13 protein-coding genes are annotated in these 17607 nt (G+C 60.4%); 6 read left to right on the forward strand and 7 right to left on the reverse strand.

The window, feature by feature from the left end; genetic code table 11:
- Positions 1–11: 11 nt before the first annotated feature.
- The 5 genes from NKJ13_RS19395 to NKJ13_RS19415 all read left to right on the forward strand — a co-directional run bounded on the left by NKJ13_RS19395 (position 12) and on the right by NKJ13_RS19415 (position 5418).
- The gene (locus NKJ13_RS19395) at positions 12–1148 is read left to right on the forward strand and encodes a DegT/DnrJ/EryC1/StrS family aminotransferase (protein WP_352480475.1); all 1137 of its coding nucleotides are present in this window, start codon (positions 12–14) and stop codon (positions 1146–1148) included.
- On the forward strand, positions 1145–1819 hold the full coding sequence (locus NKJ13_RS19400) for a sugar transferase (RefSeq protein ID WP_352778024.1): 675 nt from the start codon (positions 1145–1147) through the stop codon (positions 1817–1819). Before NKJ13_RS19395 ends, NKJ13_RS19400 begins: the two co-directional genes overlap by 4 nt.
- A 74-nt stretch (positions 1820–1893) precedes the next feature.
- A complete protein-coding gene (locus NKJ13_RS19405; protein WP_352480477.1) occupies positions 1894–2898 on the forward strand; it encodes an SDR family NAD(P)-dependent oxidoreductase in 1005 nt (334 codons plus the stop codon).
- Positions 2895–4169 (forward strand): hypothetical protein, encoded by a 1275-nt coding sequence (locus tag NKJ13_RS19410; RefSeq protein WP_352507235.1) that lies wholly within the window; start codon positions 2895–2897, stop codon positions 4167–4169. Before NKJ13_RS19405 ends, NKJ13_RS19410 begins: the two co-directional genes overlap by 4 nt.
- Positions 4156–5418, forward strand: coding sequence for a polysaccharide biosynthesis/export family protein (locus tag NKJ13_RS19415; protein ID WP_352507234.1), 1263 nt, complete (start codon positions 4156–4158; stop codon positions 5416–5418). Before NKJ13_RS19410 ends, NKJ13_RS19415 begins: the two co-directional genes overlap by 14 nt.
- A gap of 37 nt (positions 5419–5455) precedes the next feature.
- On the opposite strand, the gene NKJ13_RS19420 is transcribed toward NKJ13_RS19415, so the two are convergent.
- Both NKJ13_RS19420 and NKJ13_RS19425 read right to left on the reverse strand, forming a co-directional pair.
- Entirely contained in the window at positions 5456–6754 is a 1299-nt protein-coding gene (locus NKJ13_RS19420; RefSeq protein ID WP_352507233.1) for an HlyD family type I secretion periplasmic adaptor subunit, read from the reverse strand.
- A gap of 242 nt (positions 6755–6996) precedes the next feature.
- Complete coding sequence (locus NKJ13_RS19425; RefSeq protein ID WP_352737311.1) at positions 6997–8748, reverse strand: type I secretion system permease/ATPase; 1752 nt, start codon at positions 8746–8748, stop codon at positions 6997–6999.
- 405 nt (positions 8749–9153) lie between these two features.
- Here NKJ13_RS19425 and NKJ13_RS19430 point away from each other — a divergent pair, with 405 nt between their 5' ends.
- A complete protein-coding gene (locus NKJ13_RS19430) occupies positions 9154–9846 on the forward strand; it encodes a N5-glutamine methyltransferase family protein (RefSeq protein WP_352737312.1) in 693 nt (230 codons plus the stop codon).
- A gap of 85 nt (positions 9847–9931) precedes the next feature.
- Here NKJ13_RS19430 and NKJ13_RS19435 read toward each other — a convergent pair whose 3' ends face one another.
- From NKJ13_RS19435 to NKJ13_RS19455, 5 genes are read right to left on the reverse strand one after another with little or no spacing between them, the layout of a single operon-like run.
- Positions 9932–10198, reverse strand: a complete 267-nt coding sequence (locus NKJ13_RS19435) for an acyl carrier protein (RefSeq protein ID WP_254819389.1) — start codon at positions 10196–10198, stop codon at positions 9932–9934.
- A 56-nt stretch (positions 10199–10254) separates the two neighbouring features.
- On the reverse strand, positions 10255–11811 hold the full coding sequence (locus NKJ13_RS19440) for a class I adenylate-forming enzyme family protein (RefSeq protein ID WP_352737313.1): 1557 nt from the start codon (positions 11809–11811) through the stop codon (positions 10255–10257).
- Positions 11808–13829: an asparagine synthase (glutamine-hydrolyzing) gene (gene asnB / locus NKJ13_RS19445; RefSeq protein WP_352737314.1), complete on the reverse strand. Its 2022-nt coding sequence runs from the start codon at positions 13827–13829 to the stop codon at positions 11808–11810. The genes NKJ13_RS19440 and asnB overlap by 4 nt, the downstream gene beginning before the upstream one ends.
- 3 nt (positions 13830–13832) lie before the next feature.
- Complete coding sequence (nadE, locus tag NKJ13_RS19450; RefSeq protein WP_352737391.1) at positions 13833–14816, reverse strand: NAD(+) synthase; 984 nt, start codon at positions 14814–14816, stop codon at positions 13833–13835.
- The gene (locus NKJ13_RS19455; RefSeq protein WP_502900482.1) at positions 14813–17551 is read right to left on the reverse strand and encodes an AMP-binding protein; all 2739 of its coding nucleotides are present in this window, start codon (positions 17549–17551) and stop codon (positions 14813–14815) included. The genes nadE and NKJ13_RS19455 overlap by 4 nt, the downstream gene beginning before the upstream one ends.
- Positions 17552–17607 lie beyond the last annotated feature (56 nt).

The raw sequence follows: 17607 nt of genomic DNA on the forward strand, positions 1-17607 counted from the left end.
AGGAGGTTGTGATGCTCTTGGTCAGTGCCCCGATCCTGGGTGTGCCGGAAAAGACTGCTTTGACCAAGGTCATCGACAGCGGCTGGCTGACAATGGGGGAGCAGGTACGAGCCTTCGAACAAGCTTTTGCCGACGTCCATGGTGCGGAGGATTGCGTCGCGGTCGGTTCTTGTACGGCAGCGCTTCATCTCATTTTGCACGCACTTGGCATCGGACCGGGCGACGAGGTGCTGGTGCCATCCTTGACTTTCGTGGCGACCGCAAATGCGGTCCTCTATGTCGGTGCGACACCGGTCTTCGTGGACATCGAGTCAGCCGACGTGCCGCTGATGTCGATCGTGGAAGCCGAAGCGAAATGCACGACCCGCACCAAGGCAATCATTCTCGTCCATTTCGCCGGCTACCTCGCCGATCGGGAACAATGGCAGAGGTTCGCCCGTGCCCGGGGGCTGCATATCGTCGAGGACGCGGCGCATGCGCCGGGCTTGAAGGAGGTGGGGACATTTGGTGCCGCGGCCGCCTTCAGCTTCTACGGCAACAAGAACATGACCACGGCGGAAGGCGGGGCTGTGATCGCCAGGGATGCCGGTCTGCTCGAGACAATCCGCCAGGCGCGTGGACATGGGATGACCACCGGGACACGTCAAAGGCTGAACAGCCGCACCCCTCAGTATGATGTCACCATGCTCGGATTCAACTATCGCATGGATGAATTGCGGGCTGCGATCGGACTCGTCCAGCTGCAAAATTTGCAGGAGTGGAATGAGATCAGGCGTATCCTGGTCATGCTGTATCGCCGTCTCATAGCCAAGCATTGTCCGGCCGTGACCATCCCGTTCCACGAGCCGCGGACGTCGGCCTACCACATCATGCCTATCCTTTTGCCACGTTACGCCGACAGGCAAGACGTCATCGACGCACTGCGCGCGCAAGGGATACAAACCACTATCCACTACCCGCCGGTGCACCAGATGACGCTCTATCGTGAGCTTATCCCCGATACTCATTTGCCGCGCACCGAAGATTTCGCGCAGCGCGAGCTGACGGTACCGCTGCATCCGCAGGTCACGGCACCTTTGGTCGAAACGGTGGTTGTCGCTCTTGCCGCAGCGGTTAGCGGTTGCGCTCAGACAGGAACAGCCGCATGAATGCCCTGGACGTAGCCATTCACCGGCCTAACGTCTCAAGTGCCGCCCATGGGACTGTGAGACGAGCAATTGATCTCGTCATTGCTGCGGCCGCGGCGATCGTCTTTGCTCCGCTGATGTTGCTGATTGCCGTGGCGCTGCTGCTGGAAGGCGGTCGGCCCATCTTCTTTACGCAGACCCGCGTCGGGGCCGGTGCTCGCCCATTCCGCATGTACAAGTTCCGCAAGTTCAGCGTAAAATGCGATCCCGGTGGCTTGGCGCTGACCATGGCCGATGACAGCCGCATGACGCCGGTAGGACGGTTCCTCGCCGTCACCAAGTTCGACGAGCTGCCGCAGCTTTGGAACGTCTTCAGGGGCGAGATGGCAATCGTCGGGCCGCGCCCGGAGAGCCTTGTCTTCGCCGATTGTTTTCGCGGGGGCTTCGAGGGTATTTTACAATACAAGCCAGGCTTGCTTGGTCCAGCCCAGGTTCTCTTCCGGAATGAAGCGCATTTTTATCCGCGATCCGTGGACCCGTTACTGTTCTACCGTGAGGTCTTGTTTCCGGCCAAAGCCAGGCTTGACCTTTCCTATTATCCGCAACGCACGATCGTCTCCGATGTCGTCTGGATGGTGCGCGGCCTGCTGGCGGTGCTTGGCGTCGTTTCGCCGCTGCCGATCGAAACTTGAGAGCAGATGGGACATCGGCGCTCTCGTGGATTTGCAAAGTCAGTGCCTCACGTCATAGGGGGAACGCTTGGGTCATGGCATACAAGGGCAGGAAAGTTCTGGTTACGGGTGCCGATGGGTTCATCGGTTCGCATCTCACCGAGGCGCTCGTCCGCAGCGGTGCCGACGTCACCGCGGTGGCTCTCTACAATTCCTTCGACAGCCACGGCTGGCTGGACGATTTACCGGACACTATACGAAGCCAGTTGAACCTCATCCGCGGCGATGTTCGCGACAGCGCGTTCGTTAATCGGATCGTGCGCGGCCAGGCGGTCGTGTTTCATCTCGCCGCACTGATCGCTATCCCGTATTCGTATGCCGCCGCCCAGTCCTATGTGGAAACCAACATCCTGGGCACGGTCAACGTCCTCGAAGCGGCGCGCCAATGGGAGACAGAGCGTGTGGTGCACACCTCGACAAGCGAGGTTTATGGCACCGCGCTGACAATGCCTATCAGCGAGTCCCACCCATTGCAGGGACAGTCACCGTATTCGGCATCCAAGATCGGTGCGGACATGATGGCGGAGTCCTACGCCAGATCGTTCGACATTCCCGTGGTTATCATGCGGCCCTTCAATACGTACGGCCCACGCCAAAGTGAGCGGGCCATCGTACCGACCATCATACGTCAGGCTCTCGATAAAAAATGCCCTGCGATCATGGTGGGAGACACAAGCCCGATCCGCGACCTTACTTTCGTGGAAGACACCGCGGCGGCGTTTTTGACCGCAGGTTCGGCCGAGCTCGAATTTGGCCATGCCTACAACGCCGGAAGCCAGCGCGCTGTGACGATCTCGGACATATTGGATCTGGTGATCGAGTTGAGTGGCTGCAAGAAACCAATTCACCGCGACGAGCGCCGGCTGCGGCCGCAGAATTCCGAGGTGCGTGCCTTGCTGGCCGATTCTTCGCTCCTCGAAAGCAAGACTGGATGGCGCGCCCAGACCAGCCTGCGCGAAGGCTTGGAGCGGACCATCGGATGGTGGCAAGGGCGCCTCAGCGAAGGCCGGGTGCGACACGAAATGGGCTACATGACATGACCTTTCGCCCGCGTGGGTTGGCTCCGCTGTTGATTGCGGCTGCCTTGTCGTTGGATTTGTCCACGGCCAGCGGCCGGCAAGACAGCGCGCCGACACAGTTTGTCGCGCCAGTGATGATGGATCTGCCCGATTATCTCCAACCCGCGACGGATCCAGCCTTCGGGACAGTTTTCATGCGCATCACCAAGCCTGGCGCTCTTGGCAATGGCGTCGTATGCGAGAAGAAATTTTGCAGCCACCGTTATTCCAGCTCCCAGGCATGGAATTCAGACCAGAGCCTCCTCGTCATCACCAACGGCTGCAATGGCATGTGCTTTTTCGACGGGCACACCTATGTCCCGCTTTTCCGTCGCGCTCGATCGGCTGAATGCGAATGGCATCCGCAAAATCCCGATCTGATGATTTGCGTTCAGGACCGGAAAATTTCGACCTGGGCGCCACGGACCAATCGCGAAGACGTGCTGTTCGTGTCGCCGAATTACCATGATCTTCAGTTCGGTCCGTCCAAAGGCAATCCTAGCCGCGACGGCGACCGCATAGCAGTGCGCGCGATCCGTGGGGATGGTGCGATGGTTGCCTTTGCCTATGATCTCAAGCAGCGCCGGAAATTTCCTGACATCGATCTTGCCCAGCTTGCCGGAACGGTCAGCGCCTGCTCGATCTCCCCGCTGGGAGCGAACATCCTGTGCTTTCAGAACGTGAACGAAGACACAGAACAGCGAGCTATTTTCTCCGTCGACGGGACGTTGCGGCAGAGGTGGACGGACCATCATCGGCCCGGCCATGGCGATATGACGGTCGATGATGACGGTAGCGAAGTTTTCGTGGGCATCAGCAAATCCGACCCTGACAAATATCACGTCATCAAAAGGAGACTGATTGACGGGAAGGTCACCTCGCTTATGAAATTTGGCGAAGCGGAGCATGCGTCCGCGCGGGCACTGGACAGGAGCGGCTGGGTGTTCGTGAGCTATGGCGGCAATCCCGATGAGATATCTGCCAATCGCGACTGGGCGCCATATGCGCGAGAGGTGATCGCGCTGCGCCTCGACGGCAGCGGTGAGGTTCGACGAGTCACGCAAACCCACAACGTCCCGTCCGACTATTGGAGCGAAACCCATGCCTCGCCGTCCCCCGACGGCTCACAGGTGATCTGGTCGAGCAACTGGGGCGTGCCTGGCGGGCCAGTCTACGAATTCATCACCCGTCTCGATTGGCCGGAAGAGTCGCGGTCGAACCAGAAGGAGATTGCCGCCAATGGTCCTCGTTAATCGAATCCTTCTTGTCGTGCTCGGCATGCTAGCCGCGATGGAAACGGCCGCTGCGGCGGAAGCACGGGTTGCTTATCGACTTTCCGCCGGCGATACCGTCGAGATAGGAATTGCCTCCATCTCTGAGCGAACGCAACGTGCGGTGGTCCAGATGGACGGCACGATCGCGCTTCCCGAAGTCGGGATGGTTTCGGTTGGCGGCCTGACTCCGGCCGAACTGCAGACACGCATGCAGACGATCTTGCCAACCAAGATATTCCACCAGCGGCTGCCTGACGGGCGGGAGCAAATGATCGTCATCAAGCCGACAGACGTGACCGCCGTGGTTGCAGAGTACAGGCCGATCTATGTGACTGGCGACGTGCTCACTCCCGGACAGCAGGCCTATCGCCCGCTGATGACCGTGCGGCAGGCGATTGCGGTGTCAGGTGGCTTCAGCCTTTTGCGGTCCCGGGCAAACCAGGTTGGCCCCGATCCGGTGGATCTGCGGCGCGATTATGAGTCGCTTTGGGGGGAATACACGAGAGACTATTTTCACAGCGCCCGTCTGCGCGCCGAACTTCAGGGTAAGTCGACTTTCGACATGCAGCCACCACAAGGGTCGCCGTTGTCGGCAGGTTTTGCGTCGGCGATCGCGCAGGCCGAAGCAGAAGGGCTGAAGCTCTCGTTGGACAATTTCCAGAAAGAGCAGAGCTTTCTCGACAAAAGTGGCAAGGATGCTGCAGCGCAAACCGAGACCTTGCTCGAGCGCGAGCGGGCCGAAGCGGATGGGGTGAAGGCGGACGAAGACGAACTGGCGCGCGTAAGGAAAGCGTTTGAGTCGGGAAATCTAACCAATACCCGGCTCGCCGACGTCCGGCGCGCTTTGGTGCTCTCTTCCAGCCGGGCACTCGAAACCTCGGTTGAACTTATGAGAGCACGACGTCAGCAGGACGATTTTGCCAGACAGCGCGAACGCAATGACAACCAAAGAAGGATCGGTCTGCTGACCGAGCTGAAGGATACCAACGTGCGCCTTGCCGACGTCAGCGCAAGACTTCGCGCCGCCAGCCAGAAGTTGCAGCCCACGGGAGCGGCCGCCCTGCCGTTGCCGGTTGCCGGCGAAAGGATCCAGGCCGAGGTAACGATCATTCGCAAGCTCGGCGAAGAATGGCGGAAACAGCTTGTCCAAGAAGACACCGAGGTCATGCCGGGAGACACGATCGAGGTCAGGTTCAGCAGCGCTCTCGAAAACGCGGCGACCCGATGAATCGGCCGGGCTGCCGGTTGAGAGTGTGGCAGCCTCCTTACTGCCTGAAGGCCCTGGAGAACTGGTCGGTAAGAGGCTTCATCAAGTAGGACCAGACACTGCGCTCGTCGGTTCTTATGTGGACTTCGGCGGGCATGCCGGGTTTGAGTATTTTCTCTCCAGTCAGGCAGGTCGCTTCATTCTCGACGTCGATGCGAGCCGAAAAATAGGAAAGCTGGCGTTGCTGATCCTTGATCAGATCCGCTGAGACGCGCTTGACCGAGCCTTCGCAAGCAGGTGTGGTGCCGGCGTCGAACGCCGGAAAGCGGATCGATACCTGCTGTCCGGGATGAATCTCATCGATACGCGACGGAGGAATGGAAGCGTCGACGACAAGGTTGTCGGAATCGGGCACAATCATCATGAGCACCTCTCCGGCGCCAATTACGCCTCCGACGGTGTGGACCGAGGATTCTTGTACCGTGCCCGACTGCGGGGCACGAATGTCTGTCCTGCCGAGTTCGTCTTCGGCCACCACCTTGCGCTCACTGAGTTCGGTCTGCTTGGCTTCCGTTTCGCGAAGTTCGTTGGTCACGTCGCTCCGCATTTGTTCGTCGAGCTGAAGCACCTGCAGGTCCGTTTCACTGATGTGAGCCTGTACCTCCGCTATCGCCGCGACAAGGCGTCCCGATTCGCCGCGAGTCCGGGTCTTCTCCAGGCTGACATTGCTCAACCTCTCCTTGGACACCAACTTCTTTGCATAGAGAGATTCGACATCTGCAAGGTTCTTGGTCAGCAGATCCAGAGACTCGTCCGTCGCAGACTGCTGCGATTTGAGGCCATCGATCTGACGTTCCAGCTGCTTCGAGCGGCTTTGCAATTGGGCTTTCTGGCCAGCCAGCGCCGCAGCACGGCTTTCAAACAAGGCACGCTCGCCACTGACAAGTGCCGCCACTTGCGGATCACCCATTTGAGCGCGAAGGTCGGGCGGGATCTGCATTTCCGGCAGACCCTGGCGCTCGGCCTCCAGTCGGGCCAGACGAATGGTGGCGCGATTGAGGTCCTCGGTGATTATCTGCAGGTTTGCTCGGGTCAAGGTGTTGTCCAGCCTGACCAACACGTCGCCGGCCTTCACATGATCGCCGTCCTGCGCGAAGATTCCGCCGATGGTGCCGCCGGTTTGATGCTGCACTTTTTTTATGTTGCTTTCGACCACCACAGTCGCAGGCGCAATCACCGCGCCGGCAATCTTGGTCAATCCCAACCAGAGCCCTCCGCCAAAGACCAACAGCAAGCTGGTTGCCAGGCCCAGGAGCAGATTGGCCCGGATGCCATCCGGATCTGGCTTCGTCTCCAACGAACGGCTCTCACCGCCGGCGGCGACGTATGACGACACGGTAACAGTGGAGCGATACCTCGCATATGCTCGGCCGCACCTTTGCGCGGCGGAACGACAATTTGTTGCCAGGCTCCGGACCAGATTACCCCAGGGTAGATTGGCTCGAATGCCATCCGACTCCGGCTTCGCCCCGGTCGGCTGGCCTTCGCCGCCAACCGCAGCATATGACGACATGGTCACGTTAGACACTAAGCAATACCTCACGCATGCCCGCTTGCACCGTGCTGCAGCGGAACGACAATGTTTGGCTTGTCCGGACGCGGGAAGGGCCGGACCACATTTGCCAGAACGTCTTCGCGCGAGCCGAACGAATGGAGCATCCCGTTCGACAGGACGAGTACCTGATCGATGTTGACGAGAGCGGAGGGGCGATGCGCAACGACGATCACGATACCGCCGCGCTGACGCACAGCCAGGATTGCGCCGGCCAAAGCAGCATCGCCGTCTGCGTCCAGATTGGAATTTGGTTCGTCAAGAACGACGAGGAAGGGATCGCCGTAAAGTGCCCTGGCAAGCCCGACGAGCTGCCTCTGCCCAGCCGAAAGGGCCGCGCCGCCTTCTCCGATGCGTGTTTGAAAACCCTGCGGAAGACGCATGATCATCTTGTCCACGCCCGCAGCCTTGGCAGCTGCCAGCACGCCTTTTGCGTCGCTTTTGCCACCGAACCTCGAAATGTTATCGGCGATCGTCCCGTCGAACAGCTCAACGTCCTGTGGCAGGTAGCCAATATGAATGCCGAGCAGTTCTGAGTTCCACTGATCGAGCGAGGCGCCGTCCAATCTTACCGTGCCACGAAGCGGCTTCCACGCCCTGACCAAAGCGCGTACGAGCGTGGTCTTGCCGGAGCCGCTCGGGCCGACGACCGCCAACCCTGCGCCTCTTGCCAAGCGGAAGCTTACATTGAAGATGGTTGGCTTCTGCAGGCTTGGTGGCGCGACAGTCAAATCTTCGACCGCAAGCTCCGCCTTTGGGCGCGGCAGTTCCATTGTCTCTTGCTGGCTAGCAAAGGCATCCAGCGCTGCCGCCAGCTCGGAATAGCTCTTGCGGGTTGCCAGAAACCCTCTCCAGTTTGCGATGGCCACATCGACCGGCGCTAGTGAGCGGCCCAGCAAAATGGACGATGCAATGATCACGCCGGGCGAGGCCTCGCCCCCGATCACAAGGTAGGCACCAAGCCCCAGCACACATGATTGCAAGGCCATTCGCAGCGTCTTCGACAGTGAGCTCGCTGCGCCGACGACGTCCGAAAGCCGTTCCTGGTTCTTCAGATAAAGATGACTGACCTCGTTCCAGCGCCGGCTAAGCGGAGCAGACAGGCCCATCGCCTGAACGACCTCTGCATTGCGGCGGCCGGAATCGGCCAGCAGCCGCTGCGCGACGAGTGTTTCAGATGCACGAGCCGCAGGTTTGCGGCCGATGATCTCGGCAACCACCGTCAAAAAAACAACGGCGCATGCACCGAGCGTTGCCAGCACGCCAAGGGCGGGGTGCAGCAGATAGATGACCACCATATAAAATGGTATCCAGGGAGCATCGAATAAGACCGTCGGCCCCAGCCCGGAAAGAAAGCCACGTAGCTGGTCCAGATCACGAAGCGGGTGTATCCGGTTCGCATCCGGCCCGGCGACCAGGGGCAGGGAAAGCGAGGCTGCAAACGCCTTTTGCTGCAGATTTTTATGCAGGCGGCTGCCGATGCGGACCAACAGGCGAAGCCTCACGAAATCGAGGAGCCCATAGGCCGCGTAAAGTCCCAGCATCCCGACGGTAAATCCGATAAGAGTCGGCACGCTCTGCGAAGGCAGCACGCGGTCGTAGACCTGGAGCATGTAGACGGAGCCGGTCAAGGCGAGGATATTTATCAATGCGGAGAAAACGCCTACGCCGACGAGGCCGTGCACACAGCCAAACATTGCGGAGCGTAGATCGAGCGAGCGCTCTTTGGTCGACTTCATGATGCGCGCTCGTTGACGCGAAATTGCCGCGCAATCTCGTCGATTCTTTCGATGAGGGACAAACTTTAACCTTCCGGGAAGCAGCAGCTCCGCCCCGCTGCTGGAACATTACGAATTGCTTACATATGTGCCTTCTTTGATTAAAATGTAGCAAAATCGTGACGCTAGGCTGAGAATTCGGCAACTGGCTCGCCAGCCTGGGGATAACCGGCTCGAGTAAGGAGATATTCCTAATCATGACACGGCGCAGAAGCTTATGGTCATCTTTGTAGCATCAGGGCTTCAAAGCGTCTGAGGCGGGATGGGTTTTGATTTTGTCGATCGAGAGTTAAGCGGTTTTAAGATACACTTTATCGGTGCGCCATTGTCGGCCACCAACGCCGGATAAAACGGGAGGCGAGTGTCGTGAGCGAAGAGATCAATGTCGCCGATGCCTATGGCAGGGGCCGCAGCACCTTCATGGGACTGCAGCTGCTCGTCTCGCCCGGTGCGCTTGTTCCTCGACCGGAAACGGAACTGCTCGCCAACGCCGCTCTCGATGTTCTGAGCCAACTGAACTTGCCGGTACCTCGCGTTGTCGACATGTGCTGTGGGGCGGGCAATCTGGCGTGCGCCATCGCGCACCACGCCCCCACCGCGCGCGTGTGGGCAAGCGATCTTACCGACGGATGCGTGCAGGTCGCGCGCCGCAACGTCATCCATCTTGATTTGGAGGAGCGGGTAACGGTGCTTCAGGGCGACTTGTTCAGCGCCTTCTCCGGCCTGGAGCTTGACGGCACGATCGATGTGGTCGTTTGCAACCCGCCCTACATTTCGGAAAAACGGCTCGAGGGCGACCGTTCGCATCTGGTCGAACTCGAGCCGCGTGAAGCATTCGCAGCCGGCCCCTACGGCCTGAGCATCCACATGCGGGTGCTCAAGGAGGCGCCGCGTTATTTGCGGCGCGGAGGCATCCTGCTTTTCGAGGTCGGCCTTGGCCAGGACCGGCAGGTCATGAGTTTGCTCGAGCGTTCCAAGGTCTATGAGAGTATCCGGTCAGTCACCAATCCAGCCGGCGAGGGCCGGGTGGTTGTGGCACATACAAAGGCGCAGGCATAAGCGCCACAGTCGCGGCAGGCTTCAGACGCGCTGTCGCGGCTTAAAACAGCCGGGGATTTGAAACAGAGCTGCGGGCTTTCGGCAATCAGTTTCTCTTGCGCATAACGTATCGCGCAATTCCCTGGATGGAATCGAGGTTCTCGGGCAGCAGCTCGCTGTCTTCGACCGTGATGCCGAAGGTCTCCTCGATGAAGCCGATAACCTCGAGCACCCCCGTCGAGTCCACGATGCCCTGGTCGAGAAGCGAGGTGTCGCTCTCCAGACTGTCCGGATCGGCTATATAGAAATTCGAGGCCAGGAAAGCGCGAATTTGTTCACTGAAGGTATCGGTTCTATCCTTGGTAGATAACATTGATTTCGCCTCCGGTACAAAAGATGAATGCTGATCAACTTCGCTCTGGTGCCGACTCATGACAGGGCCGTTTTTTTGAGTTTGCCCGTGTCGGTCATCGGCAGACTGGGTACGATGACGATGGACTTCGGAACCATGAAGTTTTCCAGCCGTCTCTGGCACTCTTTCTGCAACTGCTTTTCGCCGAGCATGCTTCCCTTCTCCATCACGACAAACGCCTTCACTGCTTGCCCGAGCAGCTCGTCCGGAACGCCGATGACCGCGGCTTCCCGTACGCCGGCAATGTTCATCAACGCGTTTTCCACCTCCTTCGGCGCTATCTTCTCTCCGCGCGATTTTATGATCTCGTCGCCGCGACCGACAAAGTAGAGATAGCCCTCGGCGTCCATCCGGCAGTAGTCGCCGGTGTACAGGACCTGCTCACCCGGCAGCGGTCCGGGTTTGAGCTTTCTGGCTGTCGCCTCCGGCTTGCCCCAATAGCCCTTCATCACCGTCGCTCCGCGGATGACGAGCTGACCAACGACGCCGGGTCCGACCCGCCTGTCATGCTCGTCGACAATCCACATTTCCGTGTTGGGGATGGCGATCCCGACGCTCAACGGCTTTCGCTCAAGATCGTCCGGCGGCAGGTAGGTGCAGCGCTTGCATTCGGTAAGGCCGTACATCGAATAGATACGGGCGCCAGAAAACAGCTCCTGCAGCAGGAGAATGTGCTTGAGCGGCAGGGCGGCCGCAGTGTTGGTGACATAGCGAATGCTCGAAAAATCCTGATCCCTCAGAGACTTGAGCTCCCCGAGTGCGGCAAAGATGGTCGGTACGCCGGGAAAGCCCGTCACCCTTTCTTGCTTGATCAGCCCAAGGATCTGCGCCGGGAAGGCGAACGAACGCTCAAGCACCAGCCGGGCGCCCGCGCCGAACGCCATGATCATCTGGTAAAGACCGTAGTCGAAGGCGAGCGGCAGGACATTGAGGATCACCTCGTCTTCGGCAAGCGCCAGGTATGAGGAAATCGAGGCGCATGCGGCGATCATGTTTCGATGCGTCAGCATCACGCCCTTGGGCTCGCCCGTCGAGCCGGACGTATAAATGATCGCAGCGAGATCGATGTCGATGCAGCGGCGCGCGGGCGGCGTGCTGCGGGCTGCCGCGACCGCAGTATCCCAGCGCACAGCATGCGGCAGTTCTTGCAAGTCGTTGCGTTCGATCGGCCCGGAGACGATCATGCGGCGCAACGATGGGCAATTCCGCGCCGGGTCCCTGAAAATCGAGTGCAGGTGTTTGTCGGTGATCAGTGCGGTCGGGCGGCAGTCGTTGAGCAAATAATCGAGCTTGTCACTTTTGGTGAGCGGATTGACGATGCACACCACGGCGTTGGCCTTGAGCACCGCCCAGAAAGCGACGACGGCCTCGACAGTGTTGTCGGCGAAGATCACCACTCGATCGCCACGCGCAATTCCAGCCTCGGTCAAATGGTGCGCTACGGCGTTCGAGCGCATGTCGAGATCGCCATAGGTGACACGTTGATTGCCGCACACCAGGGCCACCTTGGCGCCGAACCGGCTGGCAGAGTTGGTGAGATAGTCGTGCAGGAGGGGTACGGCGCCATGCATCATGCGAGCACCTCTTCACGATGCTCGCGGTCGATATCGATGCTGAGCTTGAGCGTGCGAGCCCCACTTGGACGGCTCGCGATAAATTGCCGATGGAGAAGCTGTGTCGACAGCACTCCGACCAGCGCCATATTGTCGGAGTTGGACAGGTCGCCGCCGCCGGCGCTGGCTTGGCACTTGCTCAGGAGCCGGGTAACCGATTTGGGATCGAAGACGTTCGCTTCGCGCAGCGCCGCCTCCGAAAGTGCTTCGCGAATGTAGGCCGGAGCGCCATCTGCGACGAAGCAAAGCGCGTTGGGGGCCCGGTAAGGCTGTTTCTTGCGGGTGACGATTTCCGACGGCACGATCGGTTGCGCCACACGTTTCAGCACATGCTTTTCGTCGAGCACACGCAGCTTGTAGGCGGCCGGAAGCGAATTCGCGAGCCTCACGAGTTCATGGTCGAGGAACGGGAAGCGCCCCTCGACGGAATGAGCCATGAGCATCCTGTCCCCTTGTGAGGACAGCAGGTAGCCCGACATCAGCGTCTGGATCTCGATATACTGGTCCTGCGCAAGAGAGCCCCATCGCGAAAACTCCGACGGCAGGCGGGCAAGCAGCTCGGACACGGCGTTATGGCGCTCCGTTTGGGCGCGCATGTCTGCCGAAAACAGCCGCTTGATGGCGCTTGTGGTACGCCAGCGCGTGCCATGCGCAAAACCAGGCGCGTCACAGGCGTGGATGTCGCGCCCGAAGAACTGGCGTGCCATCGCTTGCTGCTGTACCGGCGAGCGGCTGAGATAAGGATAGAGGCGCTCCAGCAAACGGGAGCGTCGCTTCGAGGCGGGCTGGCGTCCCCAGAAGCGGCGGACCTTGCCTTCGCGGAACAAATCGTAGCCGGCGAACATTTCGTCGGCCCCTTCGCCGGTCAGCACGACCTTGATGCCATGCTGGCGCACCAGTCTCGAGAGCAGGAACAGCGGCGCCGGCGCGGTTCTTAGGATTGGCCGCTCGGCATGGTAGATCACCTCAGGGAAGATGCCAGCGATATCGCTGCGCGAAACAACCACCTCATGATGGTCGCTGCCGGCCACGCCGGCAACCAGGCGCTGGAAATGCGTCTCATCATATTCGGCGTCGGCAAAACGCAGCGAGAAAGTCTGGAAGCGCTCGCCCGCGAAGCGTCTCCCCAGCGTGGCGACCAGTGAGCTGTCGAGCCCGCCGGACAAATAGCAGCCAACCGGCACGTCGGCGCGTACTATCCTGAGCGCCGTCGCGGCCTCCAGGGCGCTGCGCACTTCCTCCACCGCGTCATCAAGCGAGCCGCTGAATTCATCATCGCCAGGCCCGTCAACCTCTGGATAGGCAGGCTTCCAAAAAGCCCGCTCGCGAACGACGCCGCGGTCATAAATGCGGACATGCCCAGGCGTGAGTTCGCTTACTCCTCCAAACACGCCTTGTGGCGGCGCGACAGTCCAAAGAGTAAAAGTCTGATCGATGCCGGCTGGATCGAACGCGCGGGGTATGTCCGCATCGGCCGCGAAAATGGCCTTCACCTCGCTGGCGAAGTAAAGCCGTCCGCCATGCTCGCAAAAGTGCAGCGGGCAGATGCCGAACCGATCCCGAGACAGGACGAGACGACCTGCCACGGAGTCCCAGATGGCGACTGCCCACTGCCCATTCATTCGCTCGAAGGCGGCCTCGCCCCAGGCATGATAGGCATGGACGATGACCTCGGTGTCGCTGCGTGTGCGGAAGCGATAACCGAGCGCGGCCAGGTCTTGTCGCAGCTCGACGTAATTGAAGATTTCGCCGTTGAAGACGATCCACATCGTGTCGCCCGCGCCGGCGAGTGGCTGCTGGCCGCTCGCGAGATCGATGACGGACAGGCGGGCATGTGCCAATCCCGCACGTCTGTCCCGGTAGAGGCCACGCTCGTCCGGGCCGCGATGCGCCAGCGCGCCCACCATGCGCATCAGCGCATCCCGGGAAGGGGGAGCCGCGGCGCCGCTCAGCGACACAATTCCGGCGATGCCGCACATCGCCTAGCCCTCGCCCATTGAAGAGGACACCAACGGCCGCGCGTGAAGATAACGTGCGGCGCGCCGCTTGCTATCGATATCCTTGAAAACCTTCTGGACCTGCGCCTCGGTGAGGCCGGTTGCCTCAGCGACCTCTTCGCTGGCTATCCCGTGGTTCAAGCCGTAGAGGCACAGATCCATCAAATAATAAGGCAGCGCGAAGTAGAACTCCTCCTGACTCTGCGGCATCGAAAAGGTGTCCGTGGTGGGCGGTCTTCGCCGGACCTCTTCCTCCACCCCAAGATATTCGGCCAATTGATAGACCTGGGTCTTGTAGAGGTGGACGATTGGCATCAGGTCGGCAATTCCGTCGCCTTGCTTGACGAAGAAGCCCTGGTCGTACTCCAGGCGGTTCGGCGTGCCCGCTACCGCGTAGTTGAGGCGGTCGGCATGGTAGTATTCGGTCATCTTGCGCAGGCGCTGCTTGTAATTGGTTGCCGCGACGATCTGCAGATAGGCTGCCGGCGGCAGACGCACCGTGTCGGTCCTGCCCTCGGGATCCTGAACTGTGAGGCGCGTGATGTTGAGACCGTTGCTCTCGAGAACCGAGGCGAGCACCAGCTTGCATTTCCAGCCGTCCCCATATTCGGGAACGACAGTCTTGATTGCTTCGGTCTGCCGTCTGTAGGCGCCGATCGCTTCGAGGGCCGGCGTTATATCCTCCAGGACCGTATCGATACCAAGCTGCGCGGCGACGGTGCGGCCGAGCCTTAGCGAGTCGCCGGAGGAATGGCGCTCCGGCATGAATATCCCGAGGACCTTGTCTTTTCCAAAGGCGCGAACACATAACGCCGCGACGACTGAGCTGTCGATGCCGCCTGAGAGGCCGACAACCACCCCTCGACGTCGCAGCGTGCCAAAGACCTGCTGGCGCAAGATCTGGACGATGCGATCGACTTCCGCGCCAGCGTCGAGCACCAGGGCGTCTTTGCCGAATGTTGAGATCAGGTCGATGGCTTGTACTCCAGTTTGCGAGACTCGGTTGGCGAATAGGTTTGCGCCACCGCTTTCTCGATAAGGGGACGGTTGGTGGCGAGGTGAGGCTCTATGACCAGGTCGATATGGGTGCCGACGATCGGAATCACGTCCAGATGGGCGAAAACGCGATCCCAGCCGATGGCCAGAGTCATTCCGGGTCGAGCACAGCGAAACAGGGTGCCGGTGATCGGCAGCGCCGGCTTCGGCTCTGTCAGCCATTGGAAGAAGGCCCGTGCCCGCAAAACCTCCTGCAGTTCCAGTTTGGTTCTAAAGCTCGTCGCATTGAATTGTCCCTGAGCGTAGCGATCGAGAAACCGGACCAGTTGCGCCTCTCGCCGCATTTTCACGGCGACTTTCGCGAGGGCGCGGCAAGCCATCCGGGAAGCGGATACGCGGTTGGTCCGGATTCGATTGAATGTGCGCGTAAACGTCTCCAAGTAGGCGCTTCGCTCGCCGACGAGGCTGGTGTCGAGGATGCCGAGGAACTTTACAGTTCGCCCCGCGGCCAGCAGCCGCGCCGCAACTTCGAAAGCAACAGCCCCGCCGAGCGAATGGCCAAGAAGTCGTATGTTACCCGAAGGTTGAGTGCGGCGGATCTGCTCGACGGCGGCATCGGCCATGTCGGCGAGGCTGTTTTGCCCGCGCAGTATCAGAGCCAGGGCCGGATACCTGATCGGGGCAACGCGGGTGACCTTGCCCATCGCTGCTGCAAAGGCAGCAAGGCTCGGGCCATAGCCGACCGACCCCGGGAACAGAAAAAGAATGGGAGGGTCGTGCTTCTCGGCGCGCGCGCTTTGGTCGCCTGCCTGTGCAGACACGACCGCCTTGACCATTTCGTCCAGGCTCATTCCGACGGTGAAGGCCTCAAGACCGAGTTCCTGCCCGATAGCGCTTTCGATTTCCATGACGCAGTGCAGCAGCTTCAGTGAATCTCCTCCGGCGTCATCCCAGCGTCCTGCCGCCACCCGCGTATTAAGAATGCTGGTCCATGCCCGCTGGACGACCTGCTGCGCCGTCAGCTTGCCTCGCGGCTCGAGCGGACGCTCGATCGCTGCCGTCTCTCTGGCTGAAAGATCCATGTCTGCAAGTGTCGTGATGTCGACTTTGCCGCTCGGCAGACGCGGCATCTCGGCGATCGTGTGCAACCGCAGGGGACGCAGCGGTGGCGGCAGATTGGACCTGACAAGCTGGCGAAGCTCGTCTGAAAAGGCCGCTTCGGCCGAGCGCCGAGGAACAACAAAGGCGACAAGCTCATTCGCCGCAGCCACGATTGCCACAGCATCCGCAACAGAGGGTGCGCAACGCAGCACCCGTTCGAGTTCGGCTGGCTCGACGCGTCGACCATTGATCTTTACCTGGCGCCCCTTGCGACCGACGATGTGCAGTAGGCCTTGGTCATCAAGTCGAACGAGGTCACCCGTCGCAAAAATCCGAAGGCTTGGATCGTCCGGGTCTGATGTTGCCTGCACAACCGCCCCGTCCTCCCAATGGCCAAGCAAGACATAGGGGCTCCTGATCAGAAGCTCTCCGCGGTGGCCCGGTTGAACGCGGCGGCCCGCTTTGTCGACAATTGCAAAGGTGATGCCAGGCAGTAGCCAGCCAACTGGAACCGAATCTCCATGCTCCGGCCAGTCTCGCGGCAGGAACCATTGCGAGCCCGTGGTCTCGGTCGACGAGTAACCGATCTGGATGAGGCACGTATCGGAGACGGCCTTGCGCAGCAGGGCGATGTCGCTCCACGGCACCTTCTCGCCACCGATCCGAGCGACTCTGAGTGAATGAAACGCTTCCGCAGGTCCGTCTGCCATGAGCGCGCGAAGCAGTGCCGGCACCAGATAGGTGATTGTCACGCCCGCGGATCGCACCAGACGTTGCACGGCGCGCAAGCCGACCGCTTCGACTTCGACCAGATGCAAGGTGGCGCCGGTGAGAAGAGCTGCAAGAATCTCCCGGCACCCGGCGATTGTGGCGGGTCCGGTCAATGGCAGGAAAACATCATCCGAGTTGATGTGGCATGCATCGACATATTGCTGGACCCGGCACAGCAAGCTGCGCTGGCTGTTAACGATGCCTTTGGGCCGGCCCGTGCTTCCTGACGTATAAAGCACGATGGCGGGCGCATCGACCGAGGCGGAATAAGACTGAGGCACTTGCCCACCCTGCGAGGCCGCACTGGTCGACACATCGATCCAACTGACCCGGTGAGGCAAACCGTCGGGTCGGACATTGCCCTCGCCCAGAATAGCTGAGAGTCGCGCCCCGGCCACGATTTCAAGAATCCGCGAGCCAGGATCTCGTGCGTTCAGCGGCACCGAAGGGCGCCCAGCCGCCATGCTTGCCAGCATGGCGATGGGATACCAGGCTGAGTTGGCCTGAAGAATCCCTATCGCCTGTCCATCTGGGACGGCCGCCGCGATCTGGTAGGACAGCGTCTCGACTGACCGGAGAAGCTGGGAATAGGTCAGACGATTGGCGCCGTCGCTGATCGCAAGCTTGTCGGGGTACTGGCGGACGATATTTCTCAGGTGCTCGAAGGCCGCAATGTTGGCAAAATCGGCGCCCAATCTTTGAAATGGGCGCAGTACGGGACCACCCTGATCCAGTGCGTATTGTGGGACACTTGACCAATTATCGGAGGTCGTTGTCTGACAATCCACCGCTAGATCCTGATCCGCGACTTCTGATCCCAAATATGCCGAAGACATGAGTTGCCTACGTTAAGATTAGGGTCACTTATCGCCCCCCGCCCCGATCTTTTCAT

Origin of the sequence: Mesorhizobium sp. M0174, assembly GCF_040322275.1 — a bacterium.
In the GTDB taxonomy this organism is placed as follows: Bacteria; Pseudomonadota; Alphaproteobacteria; order Rhizobiales; family Rhizobiaceae; genus Mesorhizobium.